Consider the following 22,053-nt stretch of genomic DNA (forward strand, 5'->3'; position numbering starts at 1 on the left):
ATATCATACAGATTATGAATTCTGCAGAACTTTTTCTTTGGATTCTCAACAATCTTAACTATTGGGTTGTTACGCTTTTCATGGCTATTGAGAGTTCGTTTGTTCCATTCCCGTCAGAGGTAGTTGTGCCACCAGCCGCATGGAAGGCTATGGATCCTGATAGCGGTATGAGCTTTGTGCTTGTAATAGTATTCGCTACAATAGGTGCCGACTTTGGTGCACTCATCAACTATTATCTTGCCAAGTGGCTTGGTCGTCCTATAGTTTATCGCTTTGCCGACAGTCGTTTAGGACACATGTGTCTCATAGACCGTGAGAAGGTAGAGAAGGCCGAGGCTTTCTTCCGTGAGCATGGTGCGTCTTCTACATTCTTTGGACGTCTTGTGCCTGCTGTTCGCCAGCTTATCAGCATACCGGCTGGACTTTCTGGCATGCGTGTAGGCAAGTTCTTGCTTTACACTACATTAGGAGCAGGTGTATGGAACACTGTGCTTGCCATTATCGGTTGGGCGATATACAAGTATACCGACTATAAGACTACACATGATGTATATCTTCAGGCTGTAAAGTATAGCCACGAGATAGGATATGTACTCTTGGTGTTGGCTGTTTTGGTAGTAGGTTTCTTGGCTTATAAGGGATTGAAGAAGAAGTAAGAATACACATTATATAATTACTACCATTCTATATTACAATGATAAAGGGCTATGGCTTTAAAGCCATAGCCCTTTATCATTGTAATATCAAATATTTTTTAGTTTTCCTCAGCAAACTGTCGTATGCGCTGTTCCTCAGATAGCTTGCATACAAGCAAGGCGTTGTCCTTTTCGGCAACGATGTAGCCGTCAAGACCTTGTACCACAACCTTCTTCTCCTGGGTGGTGTGCACAATGCAGTTGTGCGAATCGTAGAAGTGGATATTGTCGCCAATGGCAGTATTACCATATAGGTCGTGCTTTGTCTGTATCATAAGTGATGTCCATGTTCCAAGGTCGCTCCAACCAAAGTCTGCCGGGCAAACAAATATCTCCTCAGCCTTTTCCATAATGGCATAGTCTACAGAGATATTCTCGCATTCAGGATATTTCTGGTCTATCATAGCCTGCTCCTCCGGAGTGCCGTAGATGTCGAGCATGCTCTCGAAAATCTTGCTTATTGCCGGGTTGTAAATACGGAAAGCGTTGACGATAGTAGATACGCTCCAGATAAATATGCCAGCATTCCAGAAGTAGTTCTTGTGCGAGATATATTCCTTTGCTGTCTGCAAGTCTGGCTTTTCGCGGAACGAGTCGATGCGGTATATCTCCTTATTGCGTGGCGAAGCTGTAGATAGGTCGGCTTGAATATATCCGTATCCAGTTTCTGGTCGTGTTGCATTCATGCCGAGTGTAACAATAGCATCAGTTTCGGCAGTAAACTTAAGGCACGAAGATATAATGCGGCGGAACTCGTCAGTATCTGTAACGATATGGTCACTTGGGGTCACCACAATGTTAGCCTTTGGATTCTTGGCCTTGATATGCCAGCTAACGTATGCAATACACGGAGCTGTGTTGCGACGGCATGGCTCAAGCAGTATATTGCCTTGTGGAATATCGGGCAATTGTTCGCGTACGATGTCAGCATACTTCTTGTTTGTTACTACCCATACATTTTCGGGCGGACATATTCCTTTAAAACGTTCGTATGTAAGCTGCAAAAGCGTGCGACCAACGCCTAGTATGTCGATGAACTGTTTAGGGCGGTCTACTGTGCTCATAGGCCAGAATCTGCTGCCTACACCGCCTGCCATAATTACCAGATGATTACTTACTTGCGCCATATATTAATTGTATTATGTTTCTAATGTTTTAAGAATAATTTTCAATATTAATATCTACAAAGATAGTCAAAATAAGTTATATAAGGTTGGTTTTATCAATAAAACATTAAAAAATAGTGTTTTTATGTGCTTTTATGCCTTAAATGTATGATTTTTATACCTTTAAATCAATGTTTATTGAGCTTTTAAGGTGTAGTTTGTTACTCTTTTAAAGCGGTATTTTAGAAGTCGAATAGTAAAATTTGTGTATTGTTTTTCTGGTTGTCTTTATAGGTATCTTCATTTTTGTCGTTGTTTTCGCCAAACTGTAGCATAAGTTTTTGCGTTTCATTCGATTTAGGATTTAGGCGATACAATCCTCTTTTCTCGCAATGTTCTACCGGAGCTGTGCTGTGTCTTGAGTTGGCAAGTAGCCATCTCTGCACGTCTATGCGCACATTGTCAAAGTCTATTGGCGAGAATAGCGTATTGCGTTGGTTGTGTACGTGTATAGCTATCTTGTGCACCGACAGTCCGTCGTTGCCAGCCTCGTACAAAGTCTCCAATATCTCCTTTTCGTATTTCATGTGGTTTAGGTCTTAAGCCGAAAAAGGAGCTGTATGCATATCGTTGTCGACATGCGTGCAGCTCCTTTTTTATAGTATAAATGTTATAGTCTCTTCTGATGTAGAGATTAAGCGAGAGTGATGAGGTATTCCTCGTTCTTCACCTTGCCTTCTTTCAAGAGCCAGCCAGTGCCGAGGTATACTTCCTCTGTGCTGATGTTGGCAGCCTTAGCGATTTCGGCTACGCTCATAGGCTTCTCGGCTGCTGCCAATGCCTGATAAACGTCACCGGCACGGAAACCAGCGTTCTCTGCACTAACAGCGATTTCTACTTTCTTGGTAGTAGTGCGCTTGGCAGTAGTTGTCTTTGTAGTTGCAGCCTTCTTTGTTGCAGTCTTCTTTACAGTTGCTTTCTTTTCTGTCATAATTTAGTATAAATACATTAAAACTCTTCTTAATCTCAACGATCTTGAAGTCTACTTTTTTTGATTATATTAAGCTGTTGTGTGTCACTTTTTCAAGTGTTGTTAGCGTTCACAACAACTAACTATGGCAAAAGTAGTCATTTATTTTCAATAAGTTGCGGTATTTTGCACAAAAAAAGCCCGATTGCTCGGGCTTTCTTTTGATAGTATTATTTTTTTTGACGTATATCAACCGTAAAATGACATATTGTATACTTGTATACGTGCAAAATATTATTATTTGGCAATATTTAGTCTTCTTTGATATTAACCTTAAGTTGCAGCTCGTCAAGTTGTTTTGGGTCGAGCACAGAAGGTGCGTCAAGCATAACGTCGCGTCCGCTGTTGTTCTTTGGGAATGCAATGCAGTCGCGTATAGAATCGAGACCAGCCATAATAGACACAAAGCGGTCGAGACCGAATGCAAGACCTGCGTGAGGAGGTGCTCCGTACTTGAAGGCATTGATAAGGAATCCAAACTGAGCCATAGCGCGCTCTTCTGTGAATCCAAGGATGCCGAACATCTTCTCCTGAAGCTTGCTGTCGTGTATACGGAGGCTTCCGCCACCAACCTCGATACCGTTGCATACAAAGTCGTATGCCTTGGCACGTACCTGCTCTGGATGTTCATCGAGCAATGGTATATCTTCTGGGTTAGGCATAGTGAACGGGTGGTGTGTAGCCATAAGGCGCTGCTCCTCGTCGCTCCATTCGAACAGAGGGAAGTCGATAATCCACAAGCACTCAAACTTGTTCTTGTCGCGCAGACCTAAACGGTCTCCCATCTCAAGACGCAGTGTGCAGAGCTGTACACGTGTCTTGTTTGCATTATCGCCTGAAAGGATAAGCACAAGGTCACCGTCCTTGGCACCAGTTGTCTCCTTAACCTTGGCAAGAACCTCAGGTGTGTAGAACTTGTCTACCGACGACTTCACTGTGCCATCCTCGTTGAACTTGATGTATACCAATCCCTTAGCACCCACCTGTGGACGCTTAACAAAGTCGGTTAACTGATCAAGCTGCTTGCGTGTATAGTTTGCGCAACCAGGTACACATATACCACCGATGTAAGCAGCATCGTTGAATACAGAGAAAGTGCCAGTGCCCTTAAGGTCGTCCATCAGTTCTACAAACTCCATACCGAAGCGCAAGTCAGGCTTATCGCTACCAAAGCGGCGCATAGCCTCGTGCCATGTCATCTGCTGCAGCTTAGCAGGCAGTTCGACACCACGTACTTCCTTAAACAGATGGCGTGCCATATCCTCGAAGAGGTTGATTACATCGTCTTGGTCAACAAACGACATCTCGCAGTCAATCTGTGTGAATTCAGGCTGACGGTCGGCACGAAGGTCTTCGTCACGGAAACATTTTGCAATTTGGAAGTAACGGTCGAAACCGCTAATCATAAGTAGCTGCTTCAATGTTTGCGGGCTCTGTGGCAGAGCATAGAACTGTCCTGGGTTCATACGCGAAGGAACAACAAAGTCGCGAGCGCCTTCAGGTGTAGAACCAATAAGAATAGGAGTCTCAACCTCAATAAAGTTCTGAGCATCGAGGAAGTTGCGTATAAGGATAGTCATACGATGACGCAGCTCCAAGTTCTTGCGTACAGTAGGGCGACGCAAGTCAAGGTAGCGATACTTCATACGGATATCGTCGCCTCCGTCTGTGTTGTCCTCAATAGTGAATGGAGGTGTTGCACTCTCAGATAGGATGTTCAACTCAGTGGCTAAAATCTCGATGTCGCCAGTAGGAAGGTTGGCATTCTTGCTCTCACGCTCGTTTACCACACCAGTTACCTGTATGCAGTATTCGCGTCCAAGCTTGCTTGCACGTGCACAAAGCTCGCTGTCGTCAGAGTCGTTGAACACAAGCTGTGTGATACCATATCGATCACGCAGGTCGACAAAAGCCATGCCGCCCATCTTTCTAACACGCTGTACCCATCCGGCAAGTGTCACTGTCTTGCCGTTATCAGAGAGGCGAAGCTCTCCACAAGTGTTTGTTCTATACATTATTTATATTGTATTTTGTATTTTCGCTATTTTAGCACAAAGTTATATCGTTTATTCTGAACTACCAAATTTATCACCCGTAATCTCACGAAAATATATTATCTTTGTAGGCAAATAGGCTAAAGCCGTACAAACCTAAGTGTAACGATAAAAAAGATAAGATATGCCAGTACAAAGTGAAGCTGCCCTCGAAAACGGACTTATAGATACTCTTCAAAAGATGAACTACGAGTATGTTCATATTGAAGAGGAGAAGAACCTGTCTGCAAATTTCAAGAAACAGTTGGAGAAACACAACAAGAAGAAGTTGGAAGAATTGGGTCGTACAGAATTTACAGAGTCTGAGTTCGAAAAAATACTTATCTATCTTGAAGGTGGCACTCGCTTTGAAAAGGCAAAGAAACTGCGTGACCTATTTCCGCTTGAACTGGAAAGCGGTGAACGCCTATGGGTGGAGTTCTTGAACCGCACTCACTGGTGTCAGAACGAGTTTCAGGTTTCCAATCAGATTACGGTTGAGGGCAGAAAGAAATGCCGTTACGATGTGACGATACTTATCAATGGTCTGCCTTTGGTTCAAATAGAACTGAAGCGTAGAGGCGTAGAGTTGAAACAGGCATATAATCAGATACAACGCTATCACAAGACTTCTTTCCATGGACTGTTTGATTACATCCAACTGTTCGTCATATCCAATGGTGTAAACACTCGCTATTTTGCAAATAATCCGAATAGCGGATATAAGTTCACTTTCAACTGGACGGATGCAGCCAATGTGCCTTTCAACGACTTGGAGAAATTTGCCACAGTGTTCTTCGACAAGTGCACGTTGGGCAAGATTATAGGCAAGTACATAGTATTGCATGAGGGCGACAAATGTCTGATGGTGCTTCGCCCTTATCAGTTCTATGCAGTGGAGAAGATTCTCGACCGTGTGGAAAACTCTAATGATAACGGCTATATCTGGCATACAACAGGTGCAGGTAAGACCTTGGCATCATTCAAGGCAGCCCAACTCGTATCAGAGTTGGACGATGTTGACAAGGTGATGTTTGTGGTTGACCGCCACGACCTCGACACGCAGACGCAAGCCGAATACGAGGCTTTTGAGCCTGGTGCCGTTGACAGTACAGACAACACAGACGAATTGGTGAAGCGTCTGCACAGTAATTCAAAGATTATTATTACCACCATTCAGAAACTTAATGCAGCTGTCAGCAAGCAGTGGTATAGCAGTCGTATAGAAGAAATACGTCATTCTCGCATCGTGATGATATTCGATGAGTGTCATCGAAGCCATTTCGGAGAATGCCACAAGAACATCGTAAAGTTCTTCGACAACACGCAGATATTCGGCTTTACTGGCACACCTATCTTTGTTGAGAATGCGGTGGACGGACATACCACAAAGGAAATCTTTGGCAACTGTCTTCACAAATACTTGATAAAGGATGCCATTGCCGATGAAAACGTGCTTGGTTTCCTTGTGGAGTATTACCACGGTAATGAGGATGTGGATAATGCCGACCAAGACCGCATGACAGAGATTGCCAAATTCATCCTTAATAATTTCAATAAGTCAACATTCGATGGAGAGTTTGACGCATTGTTTGCCGTGCAGTCAGTGTCGATGCTAATCCGTTACTACAAGATATTTAAGAGCCTCAATCCGAAGATAAGGATTGGAGCCGTTTTCACATACGCTGCCAACAGTAGTCAAGACGATGAGCAGACTGGTATGAACACTGGCGGTTTTGCAAGCGAAAGTACAGGCGAGGCAGACGAGCTGCAAGCCATCATGGATGATTATAATAATATGTATGGAACGAGTTTTACCACAGAAAACTTCCGTGCATATTACGATGACATCAACCTCCGCATGAAGAAAAAGAAGGCAGACATGAAGCCTCTTGACCTTTGCTTGGTTGTCGGTATGTTCCTTACTGGCTTTGACAGCAAGAAACTCAACACTCTCTATGTTGATAAAAACATGGAGTATCACGGATTATTGCAAGCGTTCAGCCGTACCAACCGTGTGTTGAATGAGAAGAAGCGTTTCGGTAAGGTCGTTTGCTTCCGCGACTTGAAAAGCAAGGTGGACGAGTCTATCAAACTTTTCAGCAACAGCAATAATCTTGAAGATATTGTGCGCCCACCATTTGATGATGTCAAAACCCACTATCAAGAGCTGACAAAGAACTTCTTAGAGCATTATCCAGAACCGCACTATGTGGACTATTTGCAGAGTGAGAACGACAAGAAGCAGTTTATCCTCGCTTTCCGTGACATCATCAAGAAGCATGCAGAGATACAGGTCTATGATGAATTTGAAGAGGATGATCCAGACCTCGGAATGACCGAACAGGAGTTTATGGACTTCCGCAGCAAGTATCTTGATATATACGATTCGTTTGCTGTGCAAAACAAAGAGCAGCCAACAACATACCAAGTATCAGAGGACAATCCCAGCATGGTTGGTGAACCAGACCCTCAACAAGAAGCTGCTACAGGCATGGGAGATATAGATTTCTGCTTGGAACTTCTGCATAGCGACATCATCAATGTTGCCTATATATTGGAGTTGATTGCAGACCTTAATCCATACAGTGAGGATTATTCAGAGAGGCGCAAGCACATCATCGACACAATGATTAAGGATGTCGAACTTCGTAGTAAGGCAAAACTCATTGACGGATTTATCCAGAAGAATGTGGATGATGATCGTGACAATTTCATGGCTCGCAAACAAAAGGCTGATGGTACAAGCGACCTTGAAGAACGGTTGAACAACTACATCGTCACCGAACGTAACAATGCAGTCAATACGCTTGCGAAAGATGAGGATTTGGATGTTTCCGTGCTCAATCATTACCTCTCGGAATATGACTACTTGCAAAAGGAACAGCCTGAAATCATACAAGAGGCTCTCAAGGGCAAGCACCTCGGACTGATAAAGAGACGCAAGGCATTAACAAGAATACTCGATAAATTGCGTTTGATTATAAGAACATTTAGTTGGGAATAATATATGAGTTCGATAAAAGTAATAAATACGATAAGGCTTTGTTCTAAAGGTGTCCTTGCAAAGGATGCCAATGGAAAGTATGTAAAGTTGCATAAACGCCAAGGAGATATGGATGGAGCTTGCTCTGTCTATTCTTTGGCGATGGCATTGCTGTGCCTTGGCGTAGTAACAGAGGATGACTTGAATATTTACAACAAGCCAGATAGACGGACTCAGAAAGGTAAATTTTTAAGTCATTTCCTTGAAGAACAAGGCTTGGTAAGGAACGGATATTACTTTTCAACACTTGCAAAAGAAATCAACGAACAAGACTTTGGAATTATTGCAACACGAAAGTGTCGACAAGATACCAATGACATTATAGATATAATAGCCGATACTCTTGATGAAGAAATGCCTGTTATTATATCAACCGATTTTCCTGATGGTGGGCATGCAATGCTTGCAGTTGGTTATGAAACGAACAATGAAGAAGATGCAATAACAAAAATTCTGTGCTTAGACCCAAGTGAAGAAGCACCTAATTTTTCATCGTGGAACTGCATCATTGATGTTGCACATAAATACAGCAAGTCTGAATATCCATTTGACAACATAACAAAATCCCAGTCTTACAAAGTAGCATTGGGAGATATTTTAATAATAGAAAAAAGGAAATAACGATATGAGCGAAGAATTACAACAGAAACTCCGTGACCAACTTTGGGAAGTCGCTAACAAACTGCGTGGCAATATGTCGGCAAGTGACTTCATGTACTTCACCCTTGGCTTTATCTTCTACAAGTATTTGTCGGAGAAGATGGAGCAACACGCCAATGATGCATTGGTGGATGATGAAGTTACGTTTAAAGAACTGTGGGCAATGGAGAAAGACGAAGATATAGAAGAACTTCAGGAGGTTGTCAAGACCGAATGTTTGGAAAATATCGGCTACTTCATTGAACCAAACTTCCTGTTCTCGTCTGTCATTGAGAGCATTAAGAGAAAGGAGAACATTCTGCCTATGCTCGAACGCTCTTTGAAGCGTATTGAGGACAGTACCCTCGGACAGGACAGCGAAGAAGACTTTGGAGGTCTATTCTCTGACATTGACCTTGCTTCACCCAAGTTGGGCAAGACTGCCGATGACAAGAATACTTTGGTAAGCAACGTACTTCTTGCACTTGATGATATTGACTTTGGTGTGGAGGCATCGCAAGAGATTGATATTCTCGGTGACGCCTACGAGTATATGATTAGCCAATTTGCCGCAGGTGCTGGCAAGAAAGCTGGTGAGTTCTACACTCCTCAGGAAGTGAGCCGTATCTTGGCAGAGATCGTAACCATCGGTCATGCTCGTCTGCGCAATGTCTATGACCCAACTTGCGGTAGTGGTTCGCTGTTGCTACGTGCAGCAAGCATAGGTCATGCAAACGAGATTTTCGGACAGGAGAAGAACCCTACGACCTACAACTTGGCTCGCATGAATATGCTTCTTCATGGCATAAAGTTCAGCAACTTCCGCATAGAGAATGGTGATACCTTGGAGGCTGATGCTTTTGGCGATACTCAGTTTGACGCTGTGGTAGCAAATCCTCCTTTCTCTGCCGAATGGAGTGCAGCCGATAAGTTCAACAACGATGATCGTTTCAGTAAGGCAGGACGCTTGGCACCACGCAAGACAGCCGACTATGCCTTTATTCTCCACATGATTTACCACCTCAATGAGGGTGGCACAATGGCTTGTGTCGCTCCTCATGGCGTGTTGTTCCGTGGCAATGCCGAGGGCGTAATCCGCCGTTTCCTCATTGAGAAGAAGAACTATGTGGATGCCATCATCGGTCTGCCTGCCAATATCTTCTATGGCACAAGCATCCCGACATGTATCTTGGTGTTCAAGAAATGCCGTAAGGAGGATGACAACATTCTGTTCATTGATGCCAGCAAGGAGTTTGAAAAGGTCAAGACCCAGAACAAACTCCGTCCGCAGCATATCAAGAAGATTGTTGACACCTATCGTGAGCGCAAGGAGATAGAAAAATACAGTCATCTTGCCACACTGCAAGAAGTAGCTGAGAACGACTACAACCTCAACATTCCTCGCTATGTGGATACGTTCGAGGAAGAAGAACCTATCGACATCCATGCTGTCATGAAGGAAATCAAGGACCTGGAAGGCAAACGTGCTGACCTTGACAAGGAGATTGAATGGTATTTGAAAGAGTTAGGAATTATTTAAGTGTTAAGTGTTAGTGATTAGTGATTAAGTTATGAGAGATAGTATTTTGAAAAACAAAAGTAAGGCTTTTGCTTTAAGGGTTATACGCTTATATAAATATCTGTGTGATGAGAAGAAGGAATACATTCTCTCCAAGCAACTGATGCGTAGCGGTACAAGTATCGGAGCTAACATTGCAGAGGCTTTCTATGGTCAAAGTGAAGCCGACTTTATTTCAAAACTGTCAATTGCGCAAAAAGAGACAGGAGAAACTATGTATTGGTTAGAACTCTTGCATGAAAGCGATTTTTTAAGACACAACGAATATGATAGCATATATAACGATGCCGAAGAGTTGATAAAATTATTAACTTCTTCTATTAAGACCGTGAAAGAAAAATCACGGCAAGCAAACTTAATCACTAATAACTAAAACTTAATACATAATATGACATTGGCAAGTAATAGCGAGTTTAAAAGCTGGGTCTCGCAGTTGAAAAAAGATATACGCAGCGCACAGGTTAAGGCGGCAATCAAAGTGAACACAGAATTGCTTCGCCTTTATTGGCGTATGGGTGCAGGTATTTGCGAAAAGCAGAAATCTGCATCTTGGGGCGATGGCTGGTTCAAAGAATTGAGCCGTGAGCTTATGGCGGAGTTTCCAGATATGAAAGGGCTTTCATACAGGAATCTACAATACATTAGACAATGGTATCTCTTTTATAATCAAGGAAATATAATTGTGCAACAAGTTGTTGCACAATTACAAGAAGGACATGGGCAACAACTTGTTGCCCAAATTAGCGAGGAGGCTTTCTTCTCCGTTCCTTGGGGGCACCACTTGTATATCATATCGCAATGCAAGGATGTTGATCGTGCCGTGTTCTACTTGAAAAAGACAGTAGAAAATGGTTGGAGCCGTGCTGTTCTGCTCAATTATCTTGATACCAATCTGTATGAGCGACAGGGAAAGGCAGTAAACAATTTCAATAGATTGTTGGCTAATCCACAAAGCGAATTGGCTGCTCAAACATTGAAAGACCCTTATAATTTCGATTTCCTCACACTTGATGGTGAATACAGAGAGCGAGAATTGGAACAGGGACTTACCCAAAATGTCACACGCTTCTTGCTTGAATTGGGTACGGGCTTTGCTTTTGTCGGGAGTCAAGTTCCACTACAAATTGGAGAAGATACGTTATATCCCGACTTGCTTTTCTATCATTTGGAACTGCGCTGCTATGTGGTCGTTGAGCTGAAGATTACGAAATTCAAAGCAGAACATCTGGGACAGTTGGGCGTATATGTGAGTGCAGTCAATCATATAAAAAAGAAGCCTACTGACAACCCTACGATAGGTTTGCTTATCTGCAAAACCAAGAACAATGTGATGGCTCAATATGCTCTCGAATCAACCAATCAGCCAATAGGCATCTCCGAATATCAGTTATCTAAGCTCATGCCTGAAAACATACAGAGCCAGTTGCCTACAATTGAAGATATTGAAGCAACACTTTCTGATATAAAGGAGACTAAGGATTTCAAAAAAGGGTAATGAAATGCTCAAATCTCTATATAATACGCAAATGGTATTTGTTCTATTCTTCACAAATTGATTTTTTGTACCAAACTGGTACAAAATTACAAAAGGTGGATAATGTAACAACCCCAATGCCAGACTAGCAGAATCTGTCTACCAAGTTGGTAGACAAATAAAACAATGTAACAGGCATGTAACTACCATGTAAACTGGTATGTAACAGAGCCATATTGGTGAATTAAAATTAAGGATTAAAAATGACAATGACAATAAATAACGAACATAAGAAACTCAATGTCCCAAATCTCAGATTTAAGGAGTTTCAGGGGGAGTGGAAAGAGAGTACCATTGGAGAAATGTTTGATTTGTATTCTGGCAACACCCCAAGCCGACTTAACAAAGAGCATTTCAAAGGGACTGTTAATTGGATTTCAAGTGGTGAGTTGAAAGAACATTATATATACTCTTCCAAAGAACAAATATCGGAGGAAGCAGCCAAAAGTCTAAAGCTGCTACCTGTGGGTACTTTTGTTATCGCAATTTATGGTTTGGAAGCTGATGGTGTAAGAGGGACAGGCTCAATAACACAAGAACCTTCAACAATTAGCCAAGCATGTATGTCTTTCATCCCAAAAGGAGTGATTGAAAATGAGTTTCTATATTCGTGGTACAAGAAACATGGTAATGTGATTGGCATTAGATACGCACAAGGTACAAAGCAACAAAATCTTAGTTATGACATCTTGGAGAAATTCAGAATTGCATATCCAAATACCAAAGAACAAGAAAAACTGAATAAGTTTATTTCTCTTCTTGACGAGCGCATTGCGACCCAAAACAAAATCATTGACAAATTGCAGTCCTTAATCAAGGGACTGGAGGACAATTTATTAGATAATCCTTTGTGGGAAAAGACATATTTACGTTCATTTATGCAATTCTTCCCTACCAATTCGCTATCATGGGAGCAACTGGGTTATAAAGAAGGTGCAATTAGGAATCTACATTATGGTTTAATACATAGTTTTCAGACACGTGGAATTAACTCTGCCTCTTTACCGATGATTAAAAATGAAGCAGTACCTAAGCAATATGTATTATGCCAAGTTGGAGATGTTGCTTTTGCTGATGCTTCAGAAGATACTGGCGAAATAGCTAAATCCGTAGAATTTGTTGATACTATTGAAGGTGATACAATCTGTGGATTACATACTATTCATGGTCGTGATATAAAGAACAGGACAGTTGTAGGCTTCAAAGGCTTTGCATTTAATTCACGTTATTTCCATAATCAAATCAAGCGATTGGCACAGGGGACAAAAGTGTTTTCAATAACAGCAAACAACCTTTCTTCTTGTTATGTCTATCTCCCTGATTTAGAAAAACAAAAAGCTATAGTTAAATTGCTAAGATCTTATGAAGAGCAACTTATAATTGGCAGAATGATTTTGAAACAATACGAAAAACAAAAGCAGTATCTGCTTCGCCAAATGTTCATATAAACATCTGGCGGAGCAAGTATTGCTTCTGTTTTTGATAGCATTCTCCCAATAGGGTAGCTTTCCTTTCTTTCTCTGTAATGGTATTTAGCATTTTGGCTATAGCCTTTTGTTCTTCGATTACAGGAAAACGATGCTTAGTGTTGAAGTAATCTGTTATAGAAACATTTAACAGGCCATGATTTCTCGCCCCTTCACCAGCAATATCAGACAAGCCTCTATGCCATTTAGTTGATTCGAAGTAATAGGTAAGATAATCAGAATCAACTATGGTTTCATTTATTTTGAAGCATATATAGAGAGTTGATAGAACACCTTCGTCATAATTGTCTAATCGTTTGACGGCTCCCCAATCATATCCAGCAGAGTAACTTCTGTTATAAGCAAATTCTCCTTTATGAAGCAAATAATATCCTGTAAGATTTTCGCTTGCAACGGATTTGTTAAAGAATGATTCTTGATTAACTAGACCATATTGTGCAGCGATAGTTAGCACTAATGAACACTTGGAATCCTTGTTTTTTGTAGCTATGCGAGAACTAAAGTCACTCATCTTGTAAGTAGACAGTGCTTGCTCAAATCCCTCAATACGACACATAGGATTTTTTTGGTTTGGAGAACAAAAGACCTTTTCAATAATCGCGGATTTTAGCTTCTTCAAGTCCTCAATGATTTTGTTTTGGGTCGCTATGCGCTCATCAAGCAAAGACAGAAACTTACCTATTTTCTTTTGCTCTTGTAAACAAGGCCTCTTGTTAGGCAACATTTCAAAGGCAGACTTAGATATTATGGGAACGGCTTGCACAGCAATAGATGACAAATAACGAGGAAAAGCACTCTGTATAGCGTAGTAAACAAACTCATTGTCGTTATTGTCATTGACCACAATAGAATTTATTTGCTGATTTGTTGACATTTCTTTTGTAGCCATTCCTGCTTTACCAATAGTAGAACCTATACATGTTACAAGAACGCTACCTTTTGGCAATGTCCTTGTTTTTGAAAAACCTTGGGCAGACAACATGGTCTTTGTCTCTGTAATTGACTTTATTGTCCCTAAATCAGCAGGAGAAGCCCAAAGATATGTTCCATTTTCGTAATTCTCAATATCTTTAGTTGGAGGAGTGTTGCCTGTTACTACTTTTCCGTAATCTCCCAACTTGCATTTCTCCCACTCCCCCTGAAACTCCTTAAATCTGAGATTTGGGACTTAATGGTTTTCTTTTCTCTAATTATTATATAGACCTTTAAAATTAAGGATTACAATGACAACAAAAACAATTAGAGAAATTGCGTTGGCTTGGAAAAGTGACAAGCAACGCTATGTTAAGCAGTCTACATACGCTGCTTATGTGTTAATTTTGGAGAACCACATTCTGCCATCATTTGGCGATTGTGAGGCTCTGGGTGAGAAACTTGTGCAGGAGTTCGTTTTGCAGAAACTGAATGGCGGTCTAAGCATTAAGACGGTGAAGGATATCCTTATAGTCTTGAAAATGGTGATGAAGTTCGGAGTAAAGAACGAATGGATGAACTATTGCGAGTGGGACATCAAGTACCCTACGACAGAGACCAACAAGGAAATTGAGGTACTGACGGTGGCACACCATAAGAAGATACTCGATTTCATCAAACAGAACTTCACATTCCGCAACCTCGGCATCTACATCAGTTTAACCACCGGATTGCGCATCGGCGAGATTTGCGGCTTGAAGTGGTCGGACATCAACACCGACAATGGTACTATCACTGTGAACCGTACCATTGAGCGTATCTACATTGTGGATGATGAGCGCAAGCATACAGAATTGATTACAAACACGCCAAAGACCAAAAACTCATGCCGTGAGATACCTATGAACAAGGAACTTTTAGCTATGGTGAAGCCACTAAAAAAGGTAGTCAATGCAGACTTCTATGTACTGACTAATGAGGAAAAGCCTACAGAGCCACGCACTTACCGCAACTACTATCATCGGTTGATGAAGCGTCTCGACATACCTCGGCTGAAATACCACGGACTGCGCCACAGTTTTGCTACGCGCTGCATTGAAAGCAACTGCGACTACAAGACAGTAAGTGTATTGCTCGGCCATGCCAACATAACCACGACACTCAATCTATATGTTCATCCAAACATAGAGCAGAAAAGAAAATGTATTAGCAAGATGTTCAAGTCTCTTGGAAAATAGATAAGATAAAAGGCAAGCGTTTCCTCAATCCAACAAGGTTAAAAGAATGAATAAAAGCCTTTTATTGTATAATAAATCTAAAAAAACGGGCTTATAATGTAGTCGAACTAATAGTTTTATTAATTTTGTAGCGATTTTCGCATTGATGCGATATCAACAGGTTAATATAGAGAACTTTAAACAGAAAAAATATGAAGAAGTATTTGATGATGTTTGTTATGCTCTTTGCGAGCCTGACATTCGTTACAGCACAGACAAAGCAGGCGTCAATTAAGTTTGACAAGCTCACTTATAATTTCGGTACATTCTCTGAGAAGACTCCTGTACAGAAGTGTGCATTTACATTCACCAACAAAGGCACAGCTCCTTTGGTTATCAATCAGGCTGTTGCAAGTTGCGGTTGCACAGTGCCTGCCTACACCAAGACACCTATAATGCCTGGCGAGAAGGGCGAGATTAAGGTGACATACAATGGTAAGGGTGCTTTTCCTGGTCATTTCAAGAAGACCATTACCGTTCGTACCAATGGCGAAACCGAGCTTACACGTCTCTATATAGAGGGTGTGATGGAGGAGGCCAAGTAAGGCGAAATCTTCATAAGGGACATTAAATAATAATTAATTGTTAATCGTAACGGGCGGAGACACAGCGTTTCTGCCCGTTTTCTTTTATCACATATATATGATATTCTATTTCTCGGGAACAGGAAATACACTTTGGGCTGCCCAAAAGATGGCGGCAGCTACAGGCGACTGCCTTGTAAACATTGCCGAGGCTATGCTTTCTAACGACAAGGCCTACTGTTCCAACCAATGTCTTAGCTATACTCTTGCCGATGACGAGCGCATAGGTTTCTTCTTTCCGGTGCACGGATGGCGTCCACCTCGCTTGGTGCTCGATTTTATCGACAAGCTTAATATCAATAATGCCGGCAACCATTATGCCTACATAGTGTGCACGGCAGGCGACACCGTAGGCGAGGCTGTCAGCATAATGGAGAACCGTTTGCTGTCTATTGGTATAAAGGTAGATAGTGCCATATCGTTGATTATGCCTGAGTCGTATGTCGGGTTGCCGTTTATGGATGTAGACACACCAGCCAAGGAACAGTGCAAGAAGATGGAAGCCGACACGAAGCTGTCTCGTTTTATTAGCGATGTCATGGAGCGTCGTTGTGGAGTGTGCGACATTACGATAGGACGTTGGCCGCGCATCAACAGCAGGCTTATTGGTTCGGTGTTTGTCAACCATATTGTTACCGATCGTCCCTTCCATGTTATTGCTGACCGTTGCTTGCATTGTGGCAAGTGTGCCTCGGTATGTCCGGTTGCCGATATCCACTTCGATAAGGGTAGCGAGCCTACATGGTTGCACAATGGCAAGTGTCTATCTTGTTTCGCTTGCTACCATCATTGCCCCACACATGCCATAGAGTATGGTGTAAGAACCAAGAACAAGGGGCAGTACTACTATAATAGATAGTGCAAGCTGAGGCTGATAATAAGTAAAAAAAGCATCCGGCATTCATTGTGATTAAAGTATAAATCTATACTTCAATAACCATGAATGCCGGATGAATGTTATTTATATTTCTTTGTAAACAATCCCAGTACCGTTTTTAGTACTATATAACTGGTACTGCAGTTTATATTATATGGTACTGGAGTACCAGTTATATGGTACTGCAGTTTATATTGACTGGTACTGTAGTTTCATTTAACTGATACTGCAATTGATACTGATATGCAATGTAACTTCAATTAACCAACGTATCAGTATCATTTGGATGTTGTGCCTTTAATATACTCTTTCGCCAAATATATAGGTTCCTACTCTAACCATTGTCGACTGGCATTGCACCGCAATCTTATAGTCGTGGCTCATGCCCCAAGAGCGTTCGCAGAAGCTTGGGTCGTTGGCAAAGTAGCGAGCTTTAACCTCGTCGAAGAAGTTGGCAGCCAGTTCAAATTCGCTGCGAATAAGTTGTTCGTCGTCTATATGCGACGCCATCATCATCAATCCGCAAATCTTAACATTGGTAAGGTTTCGCCATTCTCCCTCTTCCAACAGCTGTCTGCAAGCGTCGAGAGACAGTCCATATTTGGTTTCCTCCTCGGCAATGTGCAGCTCGAGCAGTACTTTTATGGTTCGGTTGTGGTTGGCAGCTTGCTTGTTAATTTCGCGAAGCAACTTCATGGAGTCCACTGCGTCAATCATCGAAATGTATGGTGCAATGTACTTCACCTTGTTTGTTTGCAGGTGTCCAATGAAGTGCCACTCTATATCTTTTGGCAGCGCTTCAACTTTCTTAGCCAATTCCTGTTCGCGGCTTTCGCCAAAGATGTGCTGTCCGGCGTTATAGGCAGCCATAATATAGTCGGCAGGATGAAACTTGCTGACAGCCACAAGTTGCACACCTTGTGGCAAGCCGTCCTTCACGTCGTGAAGTCTACGTGCAATGTCTGTTGTTTCCATATTAAGAATGTTGAATGCGTTATCAGTTAATTGTTTTAAAGGATAGGTTTATCCCTCAAATTCGGGCTTATCGTTCTTTTCCTCCTTCTTTACAGGAGCGTTGTGCTCGAATACATCCATAATCTTTGTCTCGGCAATGTTTACGATGATGTAGTCGATGGCTGTCTTGCCCATAGCCTCGTCTATATTCTTAACGGCAGCATTGAATGTTGCGGCCTGTACCAGGAAGTTCACGGCCGAGCGCTTCTCCTTGGCTGTCTTCTCGTCGAGAGTGATAAAGGAGAGCTTAGCCTTGTACCAATGGTCGTCGTTGTCGTTGTCGCTGAAGAAAATCTCGCCATACGATGCTGGTGTGATGTTCTTCACCTCAAACTCGCCGCTTACGAACGGCTCCATTTCCTTGGTAATAGCCTCTTCTGCCTCGCCAAAGCTCAAAGCGTCTACAACATATAGCTCGTTAACCTTCTTCTGTCCTGCATCTTCGGTCTGGCGCTCGTAGCGTACTGTGGTTTCAAACCAGTTTGCTGTTCTTGATCTCATTTCTTTTCGTTTTATTATGTGTCTTTTTATTTTTCGGACAACAAAAGTAATAATTTATTCTGACATATTATACAGGTGGACGTACAAATATTGCTTTTTTAAGATTTGTCATTGTCTTGTGGTTCGGCATATTTGCCTTGCCACGAGTCCATACGCTTCATATAATTGACGAAGCGGTTGGCAAACTCATAGTTCTTTAGTCCCCACTTGGGCGCCACAAGCAGTTCTTTGGGCGATTGACTTACAAATCGTTCGAGCACCATATCGGGTCTCAGGCGCTCGATATAGCGTCGGCACAGGTCTATATACTCGTCGGCTGTGTATAGATTAAAGGGTTGGCGCTCGTATTCGGCAGCAAGCTGGGTGCCGCGTATTATCTGCAGTTGGTGCAGCTTTAGGATGTCTATGGGCAAGGCAGATATGATGTCGGCTTGGCGCACATTGTCTTCTGCCGACTCGTCAGGCAGTCCTAATATAATGTGTGCACCGGTCAGGATGCCTCGGTTATGTGTTTCTATTATGGCGCGGCGCGAACATTCGAAGTTGTGTCCGCGGTTTACACGGCGTAGGGTATCGTCGCTAACCGATTCGATGCCGTATTCCACTATCATGAATGTCTGCTGGTTGAGGCTTTCAAGATAGTTCAGTATCTCGTCTGACACGCAGTCTGGTCGTGTGCCAATCACTATTCCCACAACATCCTCTGCCGATAGAGCCTCCTCGTATCGGCGTTGCAGTGTGTCGAGTGTTGCATAAGTATTGGAGAAAGCTTGGAAGTAGGCCAGGTATTTCATGTCTGGATACTTGTGTCTGAAAAACTCCTTGCCTTCAGTTATTTGCTCGGTTATCGACTTGGAAGGCTGACAATAGGATGGATTAAACGTGCGGTTGTCGCAGAAGGTGCATCCTCCGTGCGATATATGGCCGTCGCGGTTGGGGCAAGAAAAGCCTGCATCTATGGAGATTTTCTGTACGCGAAACGGAAATTGGCGTCTCATCCATGCTCCGTAGTCGTTGTATATCTGGTGTGGCATAATTGGTATGGGTTGGATTGTAAGTGTAAAGTTACGAACAAAAGTCGGTTGTACGAAGAAAAAGCCGTAAAGAAATGCCGAAATAGGGGATTTTTGGCTATATTTGTACAGCTAAAACTTAAACGAAAATAAATATGGAAAAGAAAAAGAAACACTCACTCCTTTTTATATGTCTTGGCAATATATGCCGTTCGCCGGCTGCTGAGGGCGTGATGAAGGCAAAAGTGCATGCCGCAGGACTTGATGCTGATTACTTTATTGATTCGGCTGGTATAGGCGATTGGCATGTTGGTCAGCTGCCAGACAGTAGAATGCGTGAGCGTGCATCGCTACGTGGCTATCGTCTTAACAGTAGAGCGCGTCAGATACGTGTAGAGGATTTTGACGACTTTGATATGTTGCTTGTTATGGATCGTGACAATTACCGCATCGTAACATCTAAGGCTCCTAACGACGAGGCACGTAAGAAGGTGTGTATGCTTACCGATTATCTGTCAATTCATAAAGGTACCGATGTGGTGCCTGATCCTTATTATGGCGACCTATCCGACTTCGACTATGCGCTTGACCTTATAGAGGATGCGTGTGAGGGTTTGCTCGAAATGTATTAATAGGGGTGTCTACAGTGCGCCATTACTTGCGTAGGAAGCAGTATTCGCGCACTGTGGCTCCTTGCTCGTCGGCAAGAAACTTTATGTAGCCTTGTTTGTTGATTGGGTCACCGCTTTCGGTAGCCACAAGCTTGGTTCCATCTATAAGTTTCTGTCCGTTTACACTCACTGTGATGTTATCGCCATTCACGCTTATATTGGCGGTAGACCAGTCGCCAATAGTATCGTACTTGTGCCATTTGCTATCGCCTACAAGCTTAAGTCCCTTTTCTTTGTTAAACATAAGCACAGGCATAGAGCGTAGGCTAAGCGTTAGAGTGCCTTCTGATAGCCAGTCAAAAGCAAGGTTAAAGTCGGCCAGTTGGTCGTGTATAACCCAGAAGCCTCGTTTCTCCATACGTGTCACTTCGGTATGAGCCATATTGTATCCGCCTTCGGCATGCCAGTTGTCTATTGCCGCAAGCACCTGATCGATGCGTGTGTCTACGTCCTTTTCGTCGTAGTGATGTATGTAAGACTGCTTGGCTGCATATAGCATAGCGCTTACCATACGTCCGGCATTGGCTTCGGGTTGATAGGCTATCAGCTCTGTGGTAGCTACAGCAAGCGCGTCGGCATATGCTTTGTTGCCATAGTATTTACGTAGATAGCTTATTGCCTGTGGACAATGTGTGTAGCCAAGAGCAACAATTATACGCTGGCGAATGTAATCGTCGGTTGTCAGTTCATCAGCATCACGCAGTAAAAGATACATTAAGTCACCGCTTGTTGCAGTGCGTTCGGCTGTAATAAGGAAACGTGCTATAATGGCATTGCGCTCGTCTCCTTGTTTTTTAGCTGCAAGCTTTATCAGCAAAGGCATGGCATCCTCAGGCTTATTGTCTATCAGTATTTTGTTTGCATCGTCTGTTGTCTTGCTTGCCACATCGGCTATGACCTTGTCTAGACTTTCTGTCCAGAATGGCAGAGCTTCGGGTTTGGGTTTTGTTACAATTGCAACAGGCGTCTTCTTCTTTCCGGCATGTATGTCGAGTATCTCCTTTACCTTGTTCTTTATGCCAGGTTGGGCGGCAGCAGCATCGGCTATTATGTCATCGATGTCGTTCATATTAAGAAGAATATTGTATGCGGTAGGTGCAAGTTCTGGCACCTCAAGGTACATAGCTATATGCGCAGCGTCGCCTTTTTTGACACAACGTGCAAGTTGGTTCATAATGTGTAGCTGTACGTTGGGTTCGTAGCTGCGGTCGAGAGCCTTCTTTAATCCACTTCTCACTATGTCGGTATAGCGTCGTCCGGTAGTGGTTTGGCTATAGTCTACAATATGGTCTATAAGCTTAAGACATGCAGCCGACTGGCGTTTGTCGTCAGGATCGCCCATTCGGCTAAGCATTTCCACACTAACTTCGGCATTGTTGGCAAGCGAGTCAAGAACATCAACAGTTGGCTTGCGACCGATAAGTGTTATCTGTTTAACCGCTTCGGTAGACCATCGCTCTATGGTTCGGCGACTGGTTTGAGCATTGGCATTAATGGCAAAGAGTGCGAATAATAATATGCCGATAATAGTTATCTTGTTCATCCCTTTAGTTGTTTGTCTTTTATATATATATTGCTGAGTTAGGGTAGGGGGCATTATACAATTAAAGCGGAAATTCCGTAAGGAATTTCCGCTTAGCTTAAAGAGGTACCTAGCAGAGTCGAACTGCTCTACACGGTTTTGCAGACCGTTACCTAACCGATCGGCCAAGGTACCAAATTGCATTTATTATTGAAACATTCTGTCTTGTTGTTTGTTGCAAGTAGTGTTGTTTCTTAATTGCGAGTGCAAAGGTAGTATTATTTATTCAAACTACCAAATATTTATGCGCCTTTTTCCTTAAAACATTCATATTTCTTTGTTTTAGGGTCTTTTTTAGCGTGTTTCTTCATCATTTGTTCCTTTATGGCGCATCCTTTGCATCCGTAGCATCCACTTTTCGACTCGCGAAATGTTTGTCTTATACGACGTATTGTGTATGCAATGGCAAGGAATAGGAGCAGGAAGACAATGGCGTATTGAATCATAATGTATAAAATATAGGTTAAACGTAG

Annotated in this window: 20 protein-coding genes, 1 tRNA gene and 1 pseudogene; 11 read left to right on the plus strand and 11 right to left on the minus strand. The window is 42.6% G+C overall.

Annotated features, from left to right (window positions below):
• Positions 1-11: 11 nt before the first annotated feature.
• Positions 12-656, plus strand: coding sequence for a DedA family protein (locus C9991_RS13040; protein WP_106812963.1), 645 nt, complete (start codon positions 12-14; stop codon positions 654-656).
• Positions 657-754: 98 nt separating this feature from the next.
• Here C9991_RS13040 and C9991_RS13045 read toward each other — a convergent pair whose 3' ends face one another.
• The 4 genes from C9991_RS13045 to aspS all read right to left on the minus strand — a co-directional run bounded on the left by C9991_RS13045 (position 755) and on the right by aspS (position 4,846).
• Positions 755-1,822: a mannose-1-phosphate guanylyltransferase gene (locus C9991_RS13045; protein WP_106812964.1), complete on the minus strand. Its 1,068-nt coding sequence runs from the start codon at positions 1,820-1,822 to the stop codon at positions 755-757.
• Between the two features lie 221 nt (positions 1,823-2,043).
• On the minus strand, positions 2,044-2,388 hold the full coding sequence (locus tag C9991_RS13050; RefSeq protein ID WP_106812965.1) for a hypothetical protein: 345 nt from the start codon (positions 2,386-2,388) through the stop codon (positions 2,044-2,046).
• A gap of 107 nt (positions 2,389-2,495) precedes the next feature.
• Positions 2,496-2,792 carry a winged helix-turn-helix domain-containing protein gene (locus C9991_RS13055; RefSeq protein WP_106812966.1) on the minus strand — a complete coding sequence of 99 codons (297 nt, stop codon included), beginning with the start codon at positions 2,790-2,792 and terminating at the stop codon, positions 2,496-2,498.
• Positions 2,793-3,082: 290 nt separating this feature from the next.
• Positions 3,083-4,846 carry an aspartate--tRNA ligase gene (aspS, locus tag C9991_RS13060; protein ID WP_106812967.1) on the minus strand — a complete coding sequence of 588 codons (1,764 nt, stop codon included), beginning with the start codon at positions 4,844-4,846 and terminating at the stop codon, positions 3,083-3,085.
• Between the two features lie 163 nt (positions 4,847-5,009).
• On the opposite strand from aspS, the gene C9991_RS13065 reads away from it, so the two are divergent.
• From C9991_RS13065 to C9991_RS13090, 6 genes are all read left to right on the plus strand, one after another.
• Complete coding sequence (locus C9991_RS13065) at positions 5,010-7,871, plus strand: type I restriction endonuclease subunit R (protein ID WP_106812968.1); 2,862 nt, start codon at positions 5,010-5,012, stop codon at positions 7,869-7,871.
• Between the two features lie 3 nt (positions 7,872-7,874).
• Positions 7,875-8,531: a C39 family peptidase gene (locus C9991_RS13070; RefSeq protein WP_106812969.1), complete on the plus strand. Its 657-nt coding sequence runs from the start codon at positions 7,875-7,877 to the stop codon at positions 8,529-8,531.
• Positions 8,532-8,535: 4 nt separating this feature from the next.
• A complete protein-coding gene (locus tag C9991_RS13075) occupies positions 8,536-10,089 on the plus strand; it encodes a type I restriction-modification system subunit M (RefSeq protein WP_106812970.1) in 1,554 nt (517 codons plus the stop codon).
• A gap of 31 nt (positions 10,090-10,120) precedes the next feature.
• A complete protein-coding gene (locus C9991_RS13080; protein WP_106812971.1) occupies positions 10,121-10,501 on the plus strand; it encodes a four helix bundle protein in 381 nt (126 codons plus the stop codon).
• A gap of 15 nt (positions 10,502-10,516) precedes the next feature.
• On the plus strand, positions 10,517-11,623 hold the full coding sequence (locus tag C9991_RS13085; RefSeq protein WP_106812972.1) for a PDDEXK nuclease domain-containing protein: 1,107 nt from the start codon (positions 10,517-10,519) through the stop codon (positions 11,621-11,623).
• A 242-nt stretch (positions 11,624-11,865) separates the two neighbouring features.
• On the plus strand, positions 11,866-13,110 hold the full coding sequence (locus C9991_RS13090; protein WP_106812973.1) for a restriction endonuclease subunit S: 1,245 nt from the start codon (positions 11,866-11,868) through the stop codon (positions 13,108-13,110).
• Here the strand turns inward: C9991_RS13090 and C9991_RS13095 are convergent.
• Positions 13,103-14,272 (minus strand): annotated as a pseudogene (locus tag C9991_RS13095) (restriction endonuclease subunit S); the annotation flags it as partial. The gene C9991_RS13090 and the pseudogene C9991_RS13095 overlap by 8 nt on opposite strands.
• Positions 14,273-14,372: 100 nt before the next feature.
• Between C9991_RS13095 and C9991_RS13100 the strand changes: the two are divergent.
• From C9991_RS13100 to C9991_RS13110, 3 genes are all read left to right on the plus strand, one after another.
• A complete protein-coding gene (locus C9991_RS13100; RefSeq protein WP_106812975.1) occupies positions 14,373-15,299 on the plus strand; it encodes a tyrosine-type recombinase/integrase in 927 nt (308 codons plus the stop codon).
• A gap of 191 nt (positions 15,300-15,490) precedes the next feature.
• Positions 15,491-15,883 carry a DUF1573 domain-containing protein gene (locus C9991_RS13105; protein ID WP_106812976.1) on the plus strand — a complete coding sequence of 131 codons (393 nt, stop codon included), beginning with the start codon at positions 15,491-15,493 and terminating at the stop codon, positions 15,881-15,883.
• 97 nt (positions 15,884-15,980) lie between these two features.
• Positions 15,981-16,781, plus strand: coding sequence for an EFR1 family ferrodoxin (locus C9991_RS13110; protein WP_106812977.1), 801 nt, complete (start codon positions 15,981-15,983; stop codon positions 16,779-16,781).
• 315 nt (positions 16,782-17,096) lie between these two features.
• On the opposite strand, the gene C9991_RS13115 is transcribed toward C9991_RS13110, so the two are convergent.
• From C9991_RS13115 to mnmL, 3 genes are all read right to left on the minus strand, one after another.
• Positions 17,097-17,774 carry a YggS family pyridoxal phosphate-dependent enzyme gene (locus tag C9991_RS13115; protein WP_106812978.1) on the minus strand — a complete coding sequence of 226 codons (678 nt, stop codon included), beginning with the start codon at positions 17,772-17,774 and terminating at the stop codon, positions 17,097-17,099.
• Positions 17,775-17,822: 48 nt separating this feature from the next.
• Positions 17,823-18,314, minus strand: coding sequence for a DUF4494 domain-containing protein (locus tag C9991_RS13120; RefSeq protein WP_106812979.1), 492 nt, complete (start codon positions 18,312-18,314; stop codon positions 17,823-17,825).
• A 98-nt stretch (positions 18,315-18,412) separates the two neighbouring features.
• Positions 18,413-19,348: a tRNA modification radical SAM protein MnmL/YtqA gene (mnmL, locus tag C9991_RS13125; RefSeq protein WP_106812980.1), complete on the minus strand. Its 936-nt coding sequence runs from the start codon at positions 19,346-19,348 to the stop codon at positions 18,413-18,415.
• A gap of 134 nt (positions 19,349-19,482) precedes the next feature.
• On the opposite strand from mnmL, the gene C9991_RS13130 reads away from it, so the two are divergent.
• A complete protein-coding gene (locus tag C9991_RS13130) occupies positions 19,483-19,959 on the plus strand; it encodes a low molecular weight protein-tyrosine-phosphatase (protein ID WP_106812981.1) in 477 nt (158 codons plus the stop codon).
• Between the two features lie 22 nt (positions 19,960-19,981).
• Here C9991_RS13130 and C9991_RS13135 read toward each other — a convergent pair whose 3' ends face one another.
• The 3 genes from C9991_RS13135 to C9991_RS13140 form a co-directional block, all read right to left on the minus strand.
• Positions 19,982-21,541, minus strand: a complete 1,560-nt coding sequence (locus C9991_RS13135) for a LamG domain-containing protein (protein ID WP_106812982.1) — start codon at positions 21,539-21,541, stop codon at positions 19,982-19,984.
• 103 nt (positions 21,542-21,644) lie between these two features.
• Positions 21,645-21,715, minus strand: a tRNA-Cys gene (locus tag C9991_RS16755).
• A gap of 107 nt (positions 21,716-21,822) precedes the next feature.
• Complete coding sequence (locus tag C9991_RS13140; protein WP_106812983.1) at positions 21,823-22,026, minus strand: FeoB-associated Cys-rich membrane protein; 204 nt, start codon at positions 22,024-22,026, stop codon at positions 21,823-21,825.
• Positions 22,027-22,053 lie beyond the last annotated feature (27 nt).

Origin of the sequence: Prevotella merdae, from assembly GCF_900290275.1 — a bacterium.
Lineage (GTDB): Bacteria > Bacteroidota > Bacteroidia > Bacteroidales > Bacteroidaceae > Prevotella > Prevotella merdae.

Bases quoted from the DNA above. Each gene is read 5' to 3' on its own strand.
- C9991_RS13090 (WP_106812973.1), top strand. From the start codon at position 11,866: ATGACAATGACAATAAATAACGAACATAAGAAACTCAATGTCCCAAAT.
- C9991_RS13110 (WP_106812977.1), top strand. From the start codon at position 15,981: ATGATATTCTATTTCTCGGGAACAGGAAATACACTTTGGGCTGCCCAA.
- C9991_RS13105 (WP_106812976.1), top strand. From the start codon at position 15,491: ATGAAGAAGTATTTGATGATGTTTGTTATGCTCTTTGCGAGCCTGACA.
- C9991_RS13100 (WP_106812975.1), top strand. From the start codon at position 14,373: ATGACAACAAAAACAATTAGAGAAATTGCGTTGGCTTGGAAAAGTGAC.
- C9991_RS13065 (WP_106812968.1), top strand. From the start codon at position 5,010: ATGCCAGTACAAAGTGAAGCTGCCCTCGAAAACGGACTTATAGATACT.
- C9991_RS13070 (WP_106812969.1), top strand. From the start codon at position 7,875: ATGAGTTCGATAAAAGTAATAAATACGATAAGGCTTTGTTCTAAAGGT.
- aspS (WP_106812967.1), bottom strand. From the start codon at position 4,846: ATGTATAGAACAAACACTTGTGGAGAGCTTCGCCTCTCTGATAACGGC.
- C9991_RS13075 (WP_106812970.1), top strand. From the start codon at position 8,536: ATGAGCGAAGAATTACAACAGAAACTCCGTGACCAACTTTGGGAAGTC.
- C9991_RS13085 (WP_106812972.1), top strand. From the start codon at position 10,517: ATGACATTGGCAAGTAATAGCGAGTTTAAAAGCTGGGTCTCGCAGTTG.
- C9991_RS13115 (WP_106812978.1), bottom strand. From the start codon at position 17,774: ATGGAAACAACAGACATTGCACGTAGACTTCACGACGTGAAGGACGGC.
- C9991_RS13045 (WP_106812964.1), bottom strand. From the start codon at position 1,822: ATGGCGCAAGTAAGTAATCATCTGGTAATTATGGCAGGCGGTGTAGGC.
- C9991_RS13080 (WP_106812971.1), top strand. From the start codon at position 10,121: ATGAGAGATAGTATTTTGAAAAACAAAAGTAAGGCTTTTGCTTTAAGG.
- C9991_RS13120 (WP_106812979.1), bottom strand. From the start codon at position 18,314: ATGAGATCAAGAACAGCAAACTGGTTTGAAACCACAGTACGCTACGAG.
- C9991_RS13135 (WP_106812982.1), bottom strand. From the start codon at position 21,541: ATGAACAAGATAACTATTATCGGCATATTATTATTCGCACTCTTTGCC.
- C9991_RS13130 (WP_106812981.1), top strand. From the start codon at position 19,483: ATGGAAAAGAAAAAGAAACACTCACTCCTTTTTATATGTCTTGGCAAT.
- C9991_RS13140 (WP_106812983.1), bottom strand. From the start codon at position 22,026: ATGATTCAATACGCCATTGTCTTCCTGCTCCTATTCCTTGCCATTGCA.
- mnmL (WP_106812980.1), bottom strand. From the start codon at position 19,348: ATGCCACACCAGATATACAACGACTACGGAGCATGGATGAGACGCCAA.
- C9991_RS13055 (WP_106812966.1), bottom strand. From the start codon at position 2,792: ATGACAGAAAAGAAAGCAACTGTAAAGAAGACTGCAACAAAGAAGGCT.
- C9991_RS13050 (WP_106812965.1), bottom strand. From the start codon at position 2,388: ATGAAATACGAAAAGGAGATATTGGAGACTTTGTACGAGGCTGGCAAC.